Annotated in this window: 14 protein-coding genes; 9 read left to right on the plus strand and 5 right to left on the minus strand. The window is 58.1% G+C overall.

What is annotated here, in order from left to right; all coding sequences use genetic code 11:
- Positions 1–339: 339 nt before the first annotated feature.
- The 7 genes from ML541_RS17665 (at position 340) to ML541_RS17695 (ending at position 7517) form a co-directional block, all read left to right on the plus strand.
- Positions 340–924 carry a 4Fe-4S dicluster domain-containing protein gene (locus ML541_RS17665; protein ID WP_243374994.1) on the plus strand — a complete coding sequence of 195 codons (585 nt, stop codon included), beginning with the start codon at positions 340–342 and terminating at the stop codon, positions 922–924.
- 51 nt (positions 925–975) lie between these two features.
- Positions 976–1863 carry a CoB--CoM heterodisulfide reductase iron-sulfur subunit B family protein gene (locus tag ML541_RS17670; protein ID WP_243374996.1) on the plus strand — a complete coding sequence of 296 codons (888 nt, stop codon included), beginning with the start codon at positions 976–978 and terminating at the stop codon, positions 1861–1863.
- Positions 1864–1927: 64 nt separating this feature from the next.
- Positions 1928–3925, plus strand: a complete 1998-nt coding sequence (locus ML541_RS17675; RefSeq protein WP_243374998.1) for a CoB--CoM heterodisulfide reductase iron-sulfur subunit A family protein — start codon at positions 1928–1930, stop codon at positions 3923–3925.
- An 88-nt stretch (positions 3926–4013) separates the two neighbouring features.
- Complete coding sequence (locus tag ML541_RS17680; RefSeq protein WP_243375000.1) at positions 4014–4499, plus strand: hydrogenase iron-sulfur subunit; 486 nt, start codon at positions 4014–4016, stop codon at positions 4497–4499.
- 53 nt (positions 4500–4552) lie between these two features.
- Positions 4553–5485, plus strand: a complete 933-nt coding sequence (locus tag ML541_RS17685) for a 4Fe-4S dicluster domain-containing protein (RefSeq protein WP_243375002.1) — start codon at positions 4553–4555, stop codon at positions 5483–5485.
- Positions 5486–5541: 56 nt separating this feature from the next.
- Complete coding sequence (locus tag ML541_RS17690; RefSeq protein ID WP_243375004.1) at positions 5542–6546, plus strand: 4Fe-4S dicluster domain-containing protein; 1005 nt, start codon at positions 5542–5544, stop codon at positions 6544–6546.
- A gap of 125 nt (positions 6547–6671) precedes the next feature.
- Positions 6672–7517, plus strand: a complete 846-nt coding sequence (locus ML541_RS17695; protein ID WP_243375006.1) for an FAD/NAD(P)-binding protein — start codon at positions 6672–6674, stop codon at positions 7515–7517.
- Positions 7518–7661: 144 nt separating this feature from the next.
- Here ML541_RS17695 and ML541_RS17700 read toward each other — a convergent pair whose 3' ends face one another.
- Together ML541_RS17700 and hemG are read right to left on the minus strand one after the other, a co-directional pair.
- The gene (locus tag ML541_RS17700) at positions 7662–8465 is read right to left on the minus strand and encodes a hypothetical protein (RefSeq protein ID WP_243375008.1); all 804 of its coding nucleotides are present in this window, start codon (positions 8463–8465) and stop codon (positions 7662–7664) included.
- 290 nt (positions 8466–8755) lie between these two features.
- Positions 8756–10171, minus strand: coding sequence for a protoporphyrinogen oxidase (gene hemG / locus ML541_RS17705; RefSeq protein ID WP_243375011.1), 1416 nt, complete (start codon positions 10169–10171; stop codon positions 8756–8758).
- A gap of 162 nt (positions 10172–10333) precedes the next feature.
- On the opposite strand from hemG, the gene ML541_RS17710 reads away from it, so the two are divergent.
- Positions 10334–11233 (plus strand): DnaJ C-terminal domain-containing protein, encoded by a 900-nt coding sequence (locus ML541_RS17710; protein WP_243375013.1) that lies wholly within the window; start codon positions 10334–10336, stop codon positions 11231–11233.
- Between the two features lie 73 nt (positions 11234–11306).
- Here the strand turns inward: ML541_RS17710 and ML541_RS17715 are convergent, their stop codons facing one another.
- From ML541_RS17715 to mfd, 3 genes are all read right to left on the minus strand, one after another.
- Positions 11307–12269, minus strand: coding sequence for a peptidylprolyl isomerase (locus ML541_RS17715; RefSeq protein WP_243375016.1), 963 nt, complete (start codon positions 12267–12269; stop codon positions 11307–11309).
- An 80-nt stretch (positions 12270–12349) separates the two neighbouring features.
- The gene (locus tag ML541_RS17720; RefSeq protein WP_243375019.1) at positions 12350–13279 is read right to left on the minus strand and encodes a peptidylprolyl isomerase; all 930 of its coding nucleotides are present in this window, start codon (positions 13277–13279) and stop codon (positions 12350–12352) included.
- 54 nt (positions 13280–13333) lie between these two features.
- Positions 13334–16813 (minus strand): transcription-repair coupling factor, encoded by a 3480-nt coding sequence (gene mfd, locus ML541_RS17725; protein ID WP_243375064.1) that lies wholly within the window; start codon positions 16811–16813, stop codon positions 13334–13336.
- Between the two features lie 221 nt (positions 16814–17034).
- On the opposite strand from mfd, the gene ML541_RS17730 reads away from it, so the two are divergent.
- Positions 17035–17355 carry a hypothetical protein gene (locus tag ML541_RS17730; RefSeq protein WP_243375021.1) on the plus strand — a complete coding sequence of 107 codons (321 nt, stop codon included), beginning with the start codon at positions 17035–17037 and terminating at the stop codon, positions 17353–17355.
- Positions 17356–17420 lie beyond the last annotated feature (65 nt).

The raw sequence follows: 17420 nt of genomic DNA on the forward strand, positions 1-17420 counted from the left end.
CGCTGTCAAAATGAGTTTCGGGCAGCTGCCGAGACGGTTGCCATATGGCCGTCCCGTCAACTATACTAAGCTATACTACAGGCGTGCAAGCGGCACCATAGCCATACGATGTTTTATTTTTCACCATGAAAGCATCAATAGTGTTGACAATATATTTACCCTGTGCTATTTAAATTTTATCGAAATTAAATTTTACAATATAACCGCCTGTATTTACATCGTTTGTCCATCAATATTTTTACTAAAGCTAAAATAGCTTCTGGTAAAAAGTGATTTGAAGCGATACCCGACCAAAGGGTTATGATCCATAGTAAACCAGCCACAGAAAGAGGTTGCGCGGTGAAACGCAAAAAGATGCTCCTGTCCAACGAAACCATCAATATCGGTTTCGTCAATAAAGTCGAGGCCCTTTCCGGCACCTCGGTGCGCCGTTGTTTCCAATGCGGCAAGTGCTCGGCCGGCTGTCCCATGGCGAGCTTTATGGAGCATCCCCCCAACCGTGTCGTGCGTCTTCTCCAGCTCGGCCAGTGGGAACGGATCCTGGCAGGTCGATCCATCTGGTACTGTGCCTCCTGCGAGACCTGCGCCACCCGCTGTCCCAACAAGGTCAACCTGGCAGCAATCATGGATGCCTTGCGGAAACTCTCCTGGGACGCCAACGGCCCCTCCAAGGAAAGTTTCGTGCAGCTGGCCAACCGGCTCTTCATCGACAACATCCGCACCTACGGCCGCCAATACGAATTGCGCCTGGGGGCCGTCTTCAACGTCAAGAGCGGACAGTTCATGAAAGATCTGCTCCTCGGCCCCAAGCTCCTCAGCCGGGGCAAGCTGAAGATGTTCCACTCCAAGAACCGGAACATCACCGAGATCGAAAATATTTTTACCCGCATTGAAGAGATGCGGAAAAAAGGGGAAGCTCCCTAAAAAGAGTGAAGTGAACAGAGATTCGAAACGTTTGGTCTCGGAGAATAACCAATGGGTTCAAAGCATAAACTGACTTACGCCTACTATCCTGGCTGCTCCCTCCATGCCTCGGCCAAAGAGTACGATATTTCCACCCGCAGTGTCTGCAAGGCGCTCAGAATCGGCCTGGCGGAGGTGCCGGACTGGTTCTGCTGCGGCGCCACTCCGGCCCACAACGTGGACGAGCTGCTCTCCCTGTCCCTCTGTGCCAAGAACCTATCCATGGCAGAAGAGGTGGAGGGGGATCTGGCGGTGGCCTGTGCTGCCTGCTTTTCCCGCTTAAAGACCACCCAGCACCACCTGGAACACAACGATATCCAGCGCAAGCAGGTGGAAAAGGCCATTGCCGCACCGGCTCCCGTTGGCAAGAAAGTCAAGCACCTGCTGGAGATCCTGGCCAGGGATCTGGGGCTGAACAAGCTGGAAGAAGCAGTCACCCGGCCGCTCACCGGCCTCAGGGTCGCCTGCTACTACGGCTGCCTCCTCACCCGCCCCCCCGGCGTCCCGGAGCTGGACGACTGCGAAGACCCGAGGATCATGGAGGATGTCCTATCCGCCCTCGGAGCCGAACCGGTCCAGTGGTCGCACCGCCTCGAATGCTGCGGCGCCAACTTCACCCTTTCCCGTCCCGGCGTCGTTCTCCAGCTCTCAAATGCTATCCTTGCCTCGGCCAGGGCGGCGGGAGCGGACTGCATCATGGTCGCCTGTCCCTTGTGCCACGGCAATCTGGACATACGTCAGCAGGAGATCGAGGAAGGGTATCAGACCAGGTACGGCATGCCGGTCTTCTACATAACCCAGATGGTCGGACTGGCGCTGGGTATTCCCACGCCGCGCCTGGGGCTGGAAAGCATGATGGTCAACCCCATGCCCCTTTTGCAGGAGAAGCACCTTATTTAACCGTTTCACCGCAAAGGACATGGGAGGTTTTGTTCTTTCTCTGCGGTAAAAAAGAGGTTTTTGCATGTCACGAATCGGCGTATTTGTTTGTCACTGCGGCGAGAACATCTCCCGCACCGTTGATGTGGAGCGGGTTGCCGCCTATGCAGCTCAGCTGCCCGGTGTTGCCTACGCCACCGATTACAAGTACATGTGTTCCGACCCGGGGCAGAACCTGCTGAAAAAAGCTGTCGCCGAGCATCAGCTTACCGGCATCGTCGTTGCCGCCTGCAGTCCGCGCATGCATGAGAAGACCTTCCGCAAAGCCGCCCAGGCAGCGGGGCTCAACCCTTTCATGTGCGACATGGCCAACATCCGCGAGCATTGCTCCTGGGTCCACGAGAACCGGGATGAAGCTACCGCCAAGGCAAGCGACATCGTCCGGCTCATGGTGGAACGGGTCAAACGGGGAAAGGTTCTTGAGCCGATCACCGTCCCGGTGACGAAACGCTCGCTGGTCATCGGCGGCGGCATTGCCGGCATCCAGGCGGCCTTGGACATTGCCGACGCCGGCCATCAGGTGGTGCTCGTTGAGCGGGAACCCTCCATCGGCGGCCACATGGCCCAGCTCTCCGAGACCTTTCCCACCCTCGACTGCTCCCAGTGCATCATGACGCCAAAGATGGTGGATGCCGCCAACCATCCCAACATCACCCTCTACTCCTGGTCGGAAATCGAGAGCATCGACGGCTATATCGGCAACTTCTCCGTCACCATCCGGAGGAAGGCCCGCTCGGTTGACGAGGACAAGTGCACCGGCTGCGGCGTCTGTATGGCCAAATGTCCCCAGAAGAAGATCCCCAACGTCTTCGACAGGAACCTGGGGCTGCGGACCGCCATCTATGTCCCGTTTCCTCAGGCGGTACCCAACACTCCGGTCATCGACCGGGAACACTGCCTGAAGTTCAAGACCGGCAAATGCGGCCTCTGCGCCAAGGCCTGCGGACCCCAGGCCATCGACTTTGAGCAGCAGGACCAACTAGTTACGGAACCGGTGGGCGCCATCGTCGTTGCCACCGGCTTCGACCTCTACTCCATTGATCGGAAACCCGAAGGTAGCTCCATCGAGGGTTATGGTGAATTCGGCTACGGCACCATCCCCGACGTCATCGACGGGCTGACCTTCGAACGCCTGGCCAGTGCCTCCGGCCCGACAGGTGGCAAGATCCTCCGCCCCTCCGACGGCAAGGAGCCGAAGCAGGTGGTCTTCATCCAGTGCGTCGGCTCCAGGGCGCGGGAAAAGGGAATCTCCTACTGCTCCAAGATCTGCTGCATGTACACCGCCAAGCACACCATGCTCTATCACCACAAGGTCCACGACGGCCGGGCCTACGTCTTCTACATGGACGCCCGCACCCCCGGCAAGTGCTACGACGAATTTTGGCGGCGGGCGGTGGAAGAAGAGGAGGCTGTCTATATCCGCGGCATGGTCTCCCGCCTCTACCAGCGAGGGGATAAGGTGGTGGTCATGGGGAGCGATACCCTGGTCGGGGTCCAGGTGGAAATCGAGGCCGACCTGGTGGTGCTGGCGACGGCTGTCCAAGCTCAGCCCAATGCCGACAGCCTGGCCCAGAAGCTGGGCATCTCCTACGACAAGTACAACTTCTATTCAGAGGCCCACGCCAAGCTCAGGCCGGTGGAGTGTGCCACCGCCGGCATTTATCTGGCCGGTGCCTGCCAGGGGCCCAAGGATATCCCCGATACGGTCAGCCAAGCTTCGGCGGCAGCGGCCAAGGTCATGACCCTCTTCGCCAAAGATCAACTGGAGCGGGAACCGATAGTTGCACGGGTCAACGAGCGGAATTGCGTCGGCTGCTTCGCCTGCAGGAAGGTCTGCCCTTACGGTGCCATCGAGGAGAAAGAGATCCGCGACCGCCAGGGAAACCTTATCCGGACCGTCGCCCATGTCAATCCCGGCGTCTGCGGCGGCTGTGGCACCTGCCAGGCCACCTGCCCCTCGAAGTCAGTGGAACTGGATGGCTATACGGATGAGCAAATTGTTGCAATGATCGAAGCGCTTTAAAAAACAGTTCGAAGTTCTAAGTTATACGTTCAAAACCTAACGCCTTTTCAACGTAGAACCTAGAACATAGAGCCTAGAACGGATCTTTATGGAACATGATTTTGAACCCAAAATAGTCGCCTTCGTCTGCACCTGGTGCACCTATGCAGGGGCCGATCTGGCGGGAACCAGTCGCATGCAGTATCCGTCCAACGTCCGGGTGCTGAAATTCCCATGCACCGGACGGATCGATCCGGTCTTCATCCTCCGCGCCTTCCAGAAGGGCACAGACGGGGTCTTGGTATCCGGCTGCCATCCAGGAGACTGCCACTACATGGCCGGCAATTTCCACGCCCGCCGCCGTTTTGCCGCCTTCCGCCAGCTCCTTGAATTCATCGGCGTCGATCTAAACCGCCTCCAGTTCTCCTGGGTCTCCGCCGCCGAAGGGGGAAAATGGGTGGAGGTGGTGACGGAGTTGACGGAGCGGGTCCGCGCCATGGGACCGATGGTGGAGTTCAAGGAGCTGGAGATGGAAGAGCACTGGTCGGGAAAACTGGACAGTCCGGAGTTGAAAGAGGCATACCAGAATATCTAGTCGAGGTCCTATAAGTCCAATAGGTCCTATTGGACCTATGAAAAGGTAACCCAATGCAACAAAACCATACCCAACTGGCCGACGACAGTTATTTCGCTGCCGTCACCAACGCCATCCGCACGGAGACCACAAAACTCCTCTCTGAGGGGACCGTTGCTGCCGTCATCGGCTATCAGGCCGGGACAAGGGCAGGTACCGTCATTCCCACGATAATCACGGATGCGGCCAAGGCCGGGGACCTCGTCTTCTCCCCCGGCTGCGTCAACAACCTGGCCCTCTACCTCACCAAGGCAAAGAAAGAGGTCAGACCGGCGGGCAAGGTCGCCATCATTGCCAAAGGATGCGACATGCGGGCCCTGGCCGGACTTCTGGGAGAATCCCAGCTGAAACGGGAAGAGCTCCATATCATCGGGGTCGCCTGCGTCGGGGTGAAGGGTGCCGGAGCCGGAAGCGGTGAAGCCCTTACTACCGGGACCATCGCCCGCAAGTGCCGCGAGTGCACCGTCCGTGCGCCGGAAGGAGCTGACGTCGTTGTTGGCGCGGTGCCGCCATTGCCTGAATTTTCACCTGTGGAGGCCGAAGAGCTGGCCCGCCTGGAAGCCATGACGCCGGCCGAGCGTTGGGCCTTCTGGAAAGGGCATTTTTCCCGCTGTATCCGCTGCATGGCCTGCCGCCAAGTCTGCCCCTTCTGCTACTGCGAACAGTGTCTGTGCGACCGCAATCGTCCCCAGGCTTTGGAAACGACACCGCGTCCGGCGGGTAATATGGCTTGGCACATCGTCCGCGCCATGCACCTGGCTGGGCGCTGCGCCGGCTGTACCGAATGCGAGCGGGCCTGTCCGATGGACATCCCCTTGAACCTTCTCAACCGCAAGATGGCCAGGGAGTTGAAGACGCTCTACGATTTTGAGGCGGGGCTTGTGCCGGTGGAAAAGGGGCCGTTGACGGAGTACCGGGAAGAGGACGACCAGAGCTTCATAAAATAAGAACCTGAAACATGAATCCACCGAAACTGTGAATCTGTGGACAAAAGAGATTGTACATGACAAAAACCATCACCGAACAAAAGCTCCGATCCCTCATGGATCTCCTCCTCAAGGAGGGGAGGCGCGTTGTCGCCCCCCGGCAGGCGGGCAGCATTGTCCTCTATGAACCGATCGACAGCGGCGAGCAGCTGGTCCTGGGAATCATGCCGCGGCGCTCGGCCAAGGAGACTTTTTTCCCGCTCTGCGAGACCATTCTTACCTATGGCAAGGACGGGAACGGCGTAATGGTGTCAGACGTGGATGCCGGCGCCTTTCCAGAAACGATCCTCGTCGGGGCACCCCCCTGCGATGCTGCTGCCCCTGCCGTTCTAGATGCAGTCTTCTCCTGGGATTACAACGACGAGTTTTTCCTGGAACGCCGTAAAAAGACGATTATCATCGGCCTGGCCTGCACCGCTGCCGACGATGCCTGCTTTTGCACAGCCGTGGGGCTCTCCCCCCGGGACGACAAAGGTTCGGACCTCTTTCTCACTCCCGTCGCCGGCGGGGGGTACCTCTGCGATGCCGTGACGAAAAAGGGCAAGGTCTTCCTCGATACCTACGCATCATTTCTGGCCGGGGGTGAAGCAAAGCCGCTGCCGTCGGCCGAGCCTGCCGCAACACCTCTTGACCTGGCCGGGATTAAAGACTGGCTGGAGAGTAACTTCGAGAGCCCTCTCTGGCAGGAATTTGCCGACCGCTGCGCCGGTTGCGGGGCTTGCGCCTTCCTCTGCCCGGTCTGCCACTGCTTCGACATCGTCGATGAGGGGACCGAAACGAAGGGGGCGCGACGAAAAAGCTGGGATGCCTGCGGCTTCGGCAAGTTTACCAACCACGCCTCCGGCCATAATCCCCGGGATATCCAGAACAAACGCTACCGCAACAGGATCATGCACAAGTTCAAGTACTACCAAGACAAGTTCGGCCAGACCCTGTGCACCGGCTGCGGCAGATGCGTCAGGAGCTGTCCGGTGGGGATCGACATCAGAGCAGTCTTGGAAGAAATACAGGCAAAACCTTGATGAAACACGGATCGAGTATAAATGCGGATCAAGCTGCAAAAAGCGGTCAAGATTCTTGTTATCCCTCACATCCGTGAAATCCGTGTGCTGTTTTTGCCTTTGACGTTTGATCAAGAGGTCCAATCATGTGTGATCACACCAAAAACATCTATAAACCCCAGTTGGCAACCATCGAGGCGATGATCGACGAAACACCCGATGTGCGCACCCTGCGTCTGGTCTTCCAGGACGAAGCGGTGCGGGAAAGTTTTTCCTTCCGCGCCGGTCAGTTTGCCGAATATTCCGCCTTCGGCGCCGGCGAATCCACCTTCTGCATCGCCTCTTCACCTACCCGCAAGGGCTACATCGAGTGCTGCTTCCGGGCCACCGGCAGGGTGACCGAGGCTCTGCGCCGGCTGGAGGTGGGTGAGACCATCGGCGTGCGCGGACCATACGGCAACTCCTTTCCCATCGAATCTTTCTTCGGCAAGAACCTGGTCTTCGTCGCAGGGGGAATCGCCCTCCCCCCCTTGCGGACGGTGATCTGGAATTGCCTGGACTGGCGGGACAAGTTCGGCGACATCACCATCGTCTACGGTGCCCGCACCGAGGCCGACCTGGTCTACAAGCATGAATTGAAGGAATGGCAGGAACGGGGGGACGTGCGGCTGGTGAAAACGGTGGATCCTGGTGGGAACAGCCCCGGCTGGGACGGCAAGGTCGGTTTCGTCCCCACCATCCTGGAAGAGGCCGCACCGGCAGCAGAAAACACCATCGGCCTCGTCTGCGGTCCGCCGATCATGATCAAGTTTACCCTGCCGGTGCTGGAGAAGCTGGGATTCAAGGACGATAGCATCTATACGACCCTGGAAAATCGTATGAAATGCGGCCTTGGGAAATGCGGCCGCTGCAATGTGGGCAACGTCTATGTCTGCAAGGACGGCCCGGTCTTTACCGCCGCCCAAGTCAAGGGCATGCCCCAGGAATTTTGAATGCTATTCGCTGTTTGTTGGGGGTTGGGTCCGGTATAAACCGGACCTTTTTTTGTGCGAATGTGATGACCCCCCCTTTTGTCCCTGAAATAAAAAAGGCCGGGGATGTAACCCCGGCCATCTCGGATTCTTGATTTCACTCTCTCACATATTGATACCCGCGACGATCTGCAGCTGCCGGTTTGCGGGATCTTCTTTTTTCTCTCCTGCATAGAGGCCGCGGATCTTGCACAGCATGTCCAGTCCCATCATGCGGGTCGGCCAGTCCGGTTTTTCCACCCCTTCCACATATTTGACCGCATGACAGATTTCCTGAACCATCTGCACCACATAATCGTCGGTCATGCCATGCTCATCGAGCTTGGTAATAATGCCTCGCTCCGCCCTGCCCGCTAACGGACTTGCGGGCAGTTGCCCATTAGCAGAAGTTACCACTTCGGGAACACGGGGGGTCGCTGTTGCCATTTCCGCCACCCCTCTTGTCACCGGCTCCCGGAGAGCCGCTCCGTCTCCCCCCATTGCGGCAGGTGTTTTAGCCGATTCCTTTTTCTGCCGCTCCACGAAGTCGGCAAAGGAATCGTAGCCGGGCTCCGGCTTCGGCGTTGCGGCCGGCTCGCTGGAGAAAACCTCCGCCAGGCTTTCGTCCGCTGCTATTCCGGCCCCGTCCAATTCTTCCACCTCTTCAAAATCATTGCTTTCCGTGATCTCTACAACGACATCTCCCTGGCCGTCAACACCTTGTGCCTGCTTAGCCCCAGGATCGTTCCTGAAGAAAAAAGGACCGCCGCTGCCGACGTGCGGTGCATGCCGATCGGCTGGTTCTCGGGCGGCATCGCTAAATACCGAGGCATCGAAATCTGCAGCGCCAGCCGGCTTTACAGGAGCCTTAACAGGCTCTGTCGAAGCCGACAGATCTGCTGATCTGGGCTGGGAAGCAGGTGTGGCCACAACTGGTTCTTTTTTCAAGATAAAGGCATGAGAACACACAGAACAGCGGGCCTTTATGCCCGAATCCGGAATTTTGGCATCATCGACCTGAAATTTGCTGTTGCACTTTTCGCAATAAACGATCATCCACCTTCTCCTGACAAACTGCGGCTCGTGCCGCCTCTATTGGCCAATAGCACGGATAATTTTTATAGCAGAAGGGGGACAAGGGTGTCAATTGTTCCCTCTGTCGGCACCAGCGGTCTGTCCTGCCTCCGGCGGCAAGCCGGAAAAGGCCGGCAATTCAACAACTAGCCTTTCTGCAAATACGCCAGAACCTCGTCGCTGCTGCGCTCAGCTGCAGCCACGCAATCGTTGAGACCGATGCCGCGGTAGCTGTTGCCCGTAAGGAAGAGCCCCGCATGATTCCTTCCCGCATCAGCCAAGGCGCGCAGCCGTGCGCTGTGCCCGACGGTATACTGGGGAATGGCCTGCTCGTGGCGAAAGATCCTGACGAAATCGGGTGGCGCGGTTATGCCCATGATAGTCTTCAGGTTGTCCTGTACTCGGCGCTGGATCTCTTCATCGGACAGTTTGATATACTCGGGAAAGCAGGCCCCCCCCATCATGCTCCGCAGCAGCACCTTCCCTTGGGGCGCGCGATTTTCGAAGATGCTGGAATCCCAGAGCGTCCCCAGGATGTTCATTCCTTCGGCCTTGGGTATCAGGTACCCGAAGCCGTTCAGGTCCAGGCCGATCTTGTTGCGGTCATAGCCGAAACAGACGACGGTCATGGATGCATAGGGGATCTGGTCGAGAATGCCGGCCATGGTGCCGTTCAGCCCTTCCAGCATGCGCGCCGTGGCGTAGGCCGGGGTCGCCAGCACGACCACATCGGCATCGTAGCCCCTGCCGTTCGTCTCCACCCGATAGGGAAGGGCGCTCCCCCTGCCGATCTTAGTAACTTCCTCGCCGGCAACGACCATTCCGCCCCCAAGCCGGCCATTGATGATCTCGGGCAGGGTCTGCAGCCCCTCACGAAACGAGGTTAGGATGCCGCCGGGACCGGCGGCACTGGCCACCGCTTTCCCTACGGCAATATCCGCTTTTTTCTTTTTTGCCAACTTGACCATGGCCCTGACCAGTCCGCCATACTCCCGCTCCAGCTCTGCAATACGTGGGAAACAGGATTGCAGGGACATGGTCTCGGGATCGCCGGCAAAGATGCCGGAAACCATGGGCGCTATCAGCTTGCGCAATGCCTCGTCCCCCAGGCGGCGCCTGCCGAAAGCGGCGAGGGTCTCATCCACCCCATCGGGAGCCTTGGCAATAAAAGGGGTGGGTTCAAGCATCAGGCGCAGTTTCCCGGGCCAGGAAATGAGCCTGCTCTTGAAAAAGGCGGGGCCATTCTCGGGCAACCGGTGCAGCATGCCTTCAGAATAGATGAAGCGTTTCCGGGCATTGTCATTGCTGCGGAGAAGCTGGGAATCGGCCTGCAGGTCCCGGCAGAGGTCCAGGGTCTGGGGCTTGTTGTCAAGAAACCCGTTTGGCCCCCATTCGCAGAGATACCCGTCAGCCTTGATGCTCCTGATCTTCCCCCCGACCCGCGCCTCCTTCTCCAGAAGGGTGATTTCCAGCCCGATCCCCGCTTTTTTCGCCTTCTCCTCCAAGAGCCAGGCTGTTGCGAGACCGGAAATGCCGCCACCTGCAATTATCGCTTTTTTCATCATTAAGACTCCCTTGGCAGAATGGGCTACAATATGGGAATACTAAGCCCTGCCAACCTTCCTTGTCAAGGCATGGGGCGCTTGTTACAATAGTTGACATCGGGACTTTGCGCCATTACATTGGCAGTGCTGCTTTTTCAGATCATGGCGAAAGGACAACTCATGGCAAGAACTGACTATTATCAGGTGCTCGGGCTGAAGAAAGGGGCATCTGCCGATGAGATCAAAAAGGCGTACCGAAAGCTCGCCGTCAAGTACCACCCCGACAAAAACCCCGGTAACAAGGAGGCGGAGGAAAAATTCAAGGAGATCAACGAAGCCTATGCTGTGCTCTCCGATCCACAGAAAAAGTCCCAGTACGACCAGTTCGGCGACACCGGCTTCCACCAGCGCTTCACCCAGGAAGACATTTTCCGCGGCTTCGATGTGGGGGACCTGTTCAAAGACAAGGGCTTCGGCACGGATGACATTTTTTCCCGCATCTTCGGCGGCGGATTCGGTGGTTTTCAGCAGACGGGAGGCCGGTTCGGTGCAAGACCCCGCAAGGGGGAAGACTTCACCATGGAAACGACCATTTCTTTTCGGGAGGCATTCAGCGGCTGTGAAAAGCGCATTGCCTTCATGAAGGACGGCAGTCGTGAAGAACTGGCGGTGAAGATCCCCGCCGGCATTGAAAACGGCTCCAGGCTCAGGCTCCATGGGAAAGGGGGTGCAGGCAGCCACGGCGGCCCCAACGGCGATCTGTATTTGACGGTGAAGGTTAGCGGTGATCCTGTACTGCAACGGGAAGGGGACGATATCCTAGTTTCCAGGGAGGTGAGGTTCAGCGAGGCGGCCCTGGGCGCATCCCTCGATATACCGACCCTGGATGGGACCAAGAGGATCAAGATTCCGGCAGGCATCCAGCCGGAAACGAAGATCAGGCTGAAGGGGCTTGGATTTCCACGTATGAGCGGTTCCGGACGGGGCGATCTATTTGTCAGGATCGGTGTCCGGGTGCCGGAACAGCTGACCGGGCCACAACGGCAACTCCTGGAAGAGCTGTCGAAGAAAGGACTTTGAAAAAAGCACCGGGGATGATGACGGATCATTCTCCGCCCCCATCCCCCGATGAGCAATAATCGTCACTGCCTGATCAACGCTTTATCTCGATGGCAGCCCCCTTGCGCAACTCATCGACCCACTGGTTGAACCGCTCCTCGGACTTCTTCTTGTAAAGCAGGTCCTCGATTTCCCCCTTCACCTCGTCCAGGGGGCGGGGTTTGCCCAATCCCCGCTCTTCCAGCTTGATGATGTGAAGACCGGCCGCCGTCTTGACCAGATCGCTGACATCCCCGGGTTTCATAGCCCCCACCGCAGCCTCGATCTCCGCAATCATATCCCCTTTTTTGAAGGTTCCAAGATCGCCGCCATCCTGCTTGGCCGCCGGATCGTCCGAATATTGCCTGGCCAGTTCGGCAAAGTCCTTGCCGCTGCGCGCCTCCTGCAAAACCCGCGTTGCCGTCGCCATAACCTTTGCCTTCTCGGTTTCCGGCGCATTTTTATCGACCTTGAAGAAGATATGGCGGGCATGGAAAAACTCCTCTTGGCCGTAGCGAGCCTTGTTGGCCTCGTAATACTCCCGGACCTCCCGTTCCCCCACCTGGATCTTCGAACGCACCTCCTGACTCATGAGCCGGAGCCGCTCCAGCTGTTCCCTGAGCTGATTCTTGTACTGCTCAAAGGAGAGCCCCTGCCCTGCCAGGGCTGCAACCAGAGCTTCCTGGGTCAGGTTGTTCTGTTTTTTCACGTCCTCTATGGACTGCCGCAGCTCCTCTTCCGGGACCTTGATATCCAGCTCCTTGATCTTCTGTTCGACGAGCTTCTTGTCGATGAGGCGATCAAGAGCGGTTTTGCGGATGGTCGCCTTGTCGGGAACTTCACCGGCGTTCTTTTTCTCCACCTCCCTGGCAATCTGGTCGGCCTCTTTCTGCACATCCAGGGTGGTGATGACATCATCGTTGACGATGGCGGCAATGGCACTGACAGTTTCTCCGCGCACGGCAGCGGGAAAAGCGCTCAGGGCAGCTATGATGCAATACAGCAGCAACTTGTTCATGATCGATTCCATGGTGTGCATTGTGCAAAAAAGCGGCCGGACGAAACGCCCGGCCGCAATTTCGACGGTAAATGTCGAGATTACTGCTTTTTCTCCGGGGCTGGCGACGGGCTACCCGACTTCTCTGCCGGCTTCTCGCCATCCAGTGATTTCAGGGCATCTTCCTTGACCTGGATCTTGGCCCCCTTCTTCAGGTCCTCCTTGAGCTTCTTGAAGACCTCCTGCTGCTTCTCTGGAAGAATCGCCGCCTTGATCTGCTCTTTCACCTCATCCAGCGGTCTGATCCCTGCGGGGCGCTTGCCCGTAAGCTTGATGATATGGTAGCCGTACTTGGTCTTGACGATGCCGGAGGTGGACCCTTCCTTCAGGCCGAAAACCGCCTGCTCGAATTCCGGAAGCATGCTCCCTTTGCCGAACCATCCCAGGTCCCCCCCTTTTGCCGCGGCAGCATCGATGGAGTGCTTTCGGGCCAGCTCCTCGAAATTGCCCCCCGCCTTGAGCTGCTTAAGTATCTCCTGTGCCTCGGGCTCGGTTTTCACCAGGATGTGGCTTGCCCGTACCTGCTCGCCGGTGCGGAACTTTTCCTTGTTCTTATTGTAAAAGTCCTGGATCTCGGTGTCGCTGATCTTCGCCTGCTCCTCTACCTTTTTCTTCAGGAAGGCCTCGACGACGATGCGGTTTTTCAGCTCTGCCAGCTTGTCGGCAACCGCCTGGCTCTTGTCGATGCCATCTTTTTTGGCCTGCTGGAGGATCAGTTCCCGGACCACCATGGTATCAAGCAGCTCCTTTTTCCCTTCCGGCGTTTCCGCCATCGGCTTCAGGTAAGGGGGGAGCGCCTCAACCTCTTTTTTAAAATCGCTGCCGGTAATGGTCGAACCATTGACTTCTGCCAGGACCGGCCCCGACTTTTTCTCTTCCTTGGCTCCGGTACCGGTCTGTCCCTTGCAGCCGACGACTGCGGCAATGCAGAGAGCGACACAAAACAGCTTTCCCGTTTGTCTGTAGTTCACGCTGTGGCTCCTTAAATTATATTAATATTTTCTCAGTCTTTTATAAGTAGCACATCACCCTAGGCTTTTCAAGAGATTTCCCGCCTCTTTGAGGACGCCGTCAAAAGAGGTATCGGCAAGCTCGGCACAGAGACGGAAATCGGGAGTAAACTGGTACTTTTTCGGGTATTGCCGGATGAGGCCGATGATTGTATCGGGGGAAACGGGAGTTTTCTGGTGGAAAGAGAGGACGAGCCTTTTTCCGTCGAATTCTATCTCCTTGACCAGCATGGCCTTCAGTGCCACGCGCAGCTTCATGACCTCCACCAGGTAGAGGGCAGCCAGGGGGAGCTTGCCGAAGCGATCGACCAATTCACCCATGATCTCCGCCACATCCTCCTCGGATGCCGCCTGGGTCAGCCGCTTATAGATGATCAGCCGCTGGTTCGGCTCGCGGACATAGTCCTCGGGGATGAACGCCGGAATACGCAGTTTGATCTCCGGTTCCACCCGCTCCGCAAGCTCTTCACCCTTGAGCTGCCTGATCGCCTCTTCCAGAAGCTCCGTATAGAGCTCGAAGCCTACGGCGGCAATATCCCCCGACTGGCGGGCACCGAGGAGATCGCCGGCTCCCCTGATCTCCAGGTCATGGGTGGCGATGCGGAAGCCTGCCCCCAGCTCGGTCAGTTCCTGAATGATCTTCAGCCGTTCCCGGGCGTCTGCCGAGATGGCCCCTTCGCCCGGTATGAGCAGGTAGGCGTAGGCGCGCTGCTTGGAGCGCCCAACCCTTCCCCGCAGCTGGTAGAGCTGTGAAAGGCCGAAAGTGTCGGCCCGGTTGACGATGAGGGTGTTGGCGGTGGGAATATCCAGTCCCGATTCGATGATGGTGGTGCAGAGGAGCAGGTTGCTCTCTCCGTGCATGAAACCGAGCATGACCTTCTCCAGCTCCTTTTCCTCCATCTGCCCATGGCCAACGGCAATCTTCGCCTCCGGGACGATGCGCTGCAGGTGCTCGGCCATGGCGCCGATGGTCTGGACACGGTTGTGGACGAAAAAGACCTGCCCCCCCCGGCGCAGCTCCCTGAGCACTGCCTCGCGGATCAGCTCGTCGGAAGCGCGGGCGACGAAGGTCTTGATGGCCAGACGATCCACCGGCGGCGTATCGATGATGGAGAGGTCGCGGATGCCCATGAGGGACATGTAGAGGGTGCGGGGAATGGGGGTGGCGGTCAGGGTCATGATATCCACCACCGCCCGGTATTTCTTCAGCCTTTCCTTGTGAGTAACGCCGAAGCGTTGCTCTTCGTCAATGATGAGCAGCCCCAGTTCCTTGAAGACGATGTCTTTCTGCAGGAGGCGGTGGGTGCCGATGATGATGTCCACCGCGCCGCTTTTCACCCCGGCAATGATCTCCTTCTGCTCCTTGGCGCTGCGGAAACGGGAAAGCATCTCCACCTTCACCGGATAGGATTTGAGGCGGGCGGAGAAGGTCTCCAGGTGCTGCTGGGCGAGCACGGTGGTCGGCACCAGCACCGCCACCTGCTTGCCGTCCATGACCGCTTTGAAGGCGCCGCGCAGGGCAACCTCAGTCTTGCCGTAGCCCACATCGCCGCAGATGAGCCGGTCCATGGGCTTCTTGCTCTCCATGTCGTGGAGCACGTCCTCAATGGCGGCCTGCTGATCGGGGGTCTCCTCATAGGCGAAGGAGGCTTCGAATTCCTTGTAGAGTTCGTCGGGGGGTGAGAAAGCATGCCCTTCCTCCACCTGGCGCGCCGCGTAGATCTTCAGCAGCTCCCCCGCCATTTCCTGGATGGCGGCCCGGGCCTTGGCCTTGGCCTTCTCCCAGCCGGCCCCACCCAATTTGTCCACGTGCGGCTCGACCCCTTCTGCCCCCACGTAGCGCTGCACCAGGTTGATCCGGTCCACCGGCAGGTAGAGCTTGTCCGCCCCGGCGTATTCCAGGAGCAGGAAATCCCCTTCCATGCCGGAAAAGGTCAGGTGCTGCAGTCCACGGTAGATGCCGACGCCGAAGTCGATGTGCACCATGTAATCCCCCGGCTTCAGCTCGGCAAGGGAGGTGAGCAGCTGCTTTTTCCGCGCTTCGGAGAGGCCACGGCGTTTGATCCGGACGCCGAATATTTCCTCTTCGGCAATGACAGCCACGTGGTCTTCCGCCAGTTGGAAACCCCGGGAAATATCCCCGACCATGATGCGCAGCTGGTTGTCGGAACGTGCCAGCTCTTCGGGAAAATCCCGCTCGGAGAGCGCCAGAGGCAGGTTGTAGTGGGAGAGCATCTCATAGAGGCGCTGGGCCTGGTTGCGCTGGTGACAGACCATGAGCACATGCTTCTGCTCGGCCTGGCAGGTGAGGAGTTTTTCCACCAGCGGCTTCAGCAATCCTTCCCCCTCTGCGGAAACGTCCAGCTTAAAGCTGCTGTTATCCTGGACCTGCAACCGGAGGGTGGCGCCGGCACCCTTGCCGCCGGCAATCTCCAAAAACGGGATAGTCAGGCGCCGCCCCCGGCCGAGGCAGGCGGCCAATGCATCCGCCTCCAGAAAGAGTTCGGCCCTCTCGCAGACAATACTGTCCCGTTCCACGGCCTTTGCCTCACCAGAAGCGAGTTCTTGGGCGAACTGTTCCTGTGCCGCCGCCATGGCAGCAGGATCATGGACAACCGTGATAAAATCGCCGCCACAATAGTCGAAGAGGCTTTCCAAGCCGGGATGGAATAAGGGCTGAAGATATTCGATGCCGGGGGGATAGATGGCATTCTGCAGCTGTTCCAGCAGCTCGCGGCGCCTGGTAGCCGGTATTTCGAGAGCGTCGCAGCGCTTTTTCAATCGTGGGGCAAAGGCAGTCAGTACCTCCTCGGAAACGACAACCTCCCGGGAAGGGAGGAGGACCAGCTCCTGCAAGGGCTGTAGCGACCGCTGGGTTACAGGATCGAAGGTGCGGATGGTATCGACGAAGTCACCAAAGAATTCGATGCGCACCGGCGTCGGCAGGTCGGGAGGGAAGATATCCAGGATGCCCCCCCGGATGGAGAAACCGCCCCGGTCCTCCACCAGTGGCACGTGGGAATAGCCGAGCTTGACCAGTTTCTCGAGGAGCTGTTCCCGTTCCACCTCTTCTCCGGCGACGATATACTGGGAAACCTGCCCGAGGGACTTGCGCGGCAGGACCTTTTGCATGACGGCCCCCAGCGGAGCGATCACCGCACCCGCCCTGCCGTCCATCATACGGAAGAGCACATTCAGCCGCTGTCCGACGATATCAGCATGGGGCGAGGCGGCATCAAAGGGGGGAACATCCCACGGGGGAAAATAGAGAATCCGCTCCCCATTGCCTGAGTAGAAGCGCATCTCCCGGTACAGTTCCTCACCGGTATCGGTGTCGGGGGTGATGATGAAGAGCAACCGCGGTTGCTCTTCCAGCAGGCGTGCAAGGAGATAGGCGGGAGCTGAGCCCTTCAGTCCAGTTAGGGAAACGGCAGCATCATCTGGTGCAATGGCAGCGGCTATTTTTTTCGGGGTGGAGATAAAAGTGGTGGACATGGCAAAGGTTACAACAGGTGGAATAACGGCCTTAAATGCCAAAAGCATAACAAAAAAACGCCCCTTTAGCCACAATTATGGCATAGCCCCGATTCCTGCCCTCCCTACTGGACGGCATTATCACTAAAGAAAAAAAGACGCTCGCCGAAGAGTTTTTTATATCGCCAGGGCACCCCGAACAGGGTCTTCTGGTCAGACTCGCCTCCATACGGGATATGCTGATGACAGATGAGACAAACGTCTACGGAACCGTGCTGACATATTTCTCCAGGGAGTTCAGTGCCATAAAGGAACGGCTGAGAGCAGGTCAGTTCGAAAATTTCCGTGAGCGGGTGGTCGTCAGCCAGCAGATAGCCGAAGCGATCAACCTGCTGGCACCGTATGTCCGCAGCGATGCACGAACGCGGATACTTGTACGGGACGGCGAGACCCTTAAAAACGATCTCCTTTCCGTCCGCGATCTCATCACCAGGAAAACTCCCCCACGCCCGGAAAAACCTTCCCTGCTCAAGGCGCTTCTCGACAAGAAACAGGAAAACTGAAATCGGCATTGACAAACCCGGGCAAAGCATCTAAAAGGTTGTTGAAAAACGTCGAGAGGAGGCCG

The organism is Geotalea sp. SG265, assembly GCF_022808985.1.
Classification (GTDB): domain Bacteria; phylum Desulfobacterota; class Desulfuromonadia; order Geobacterales; family Geobacteraceae; genus Geotalea.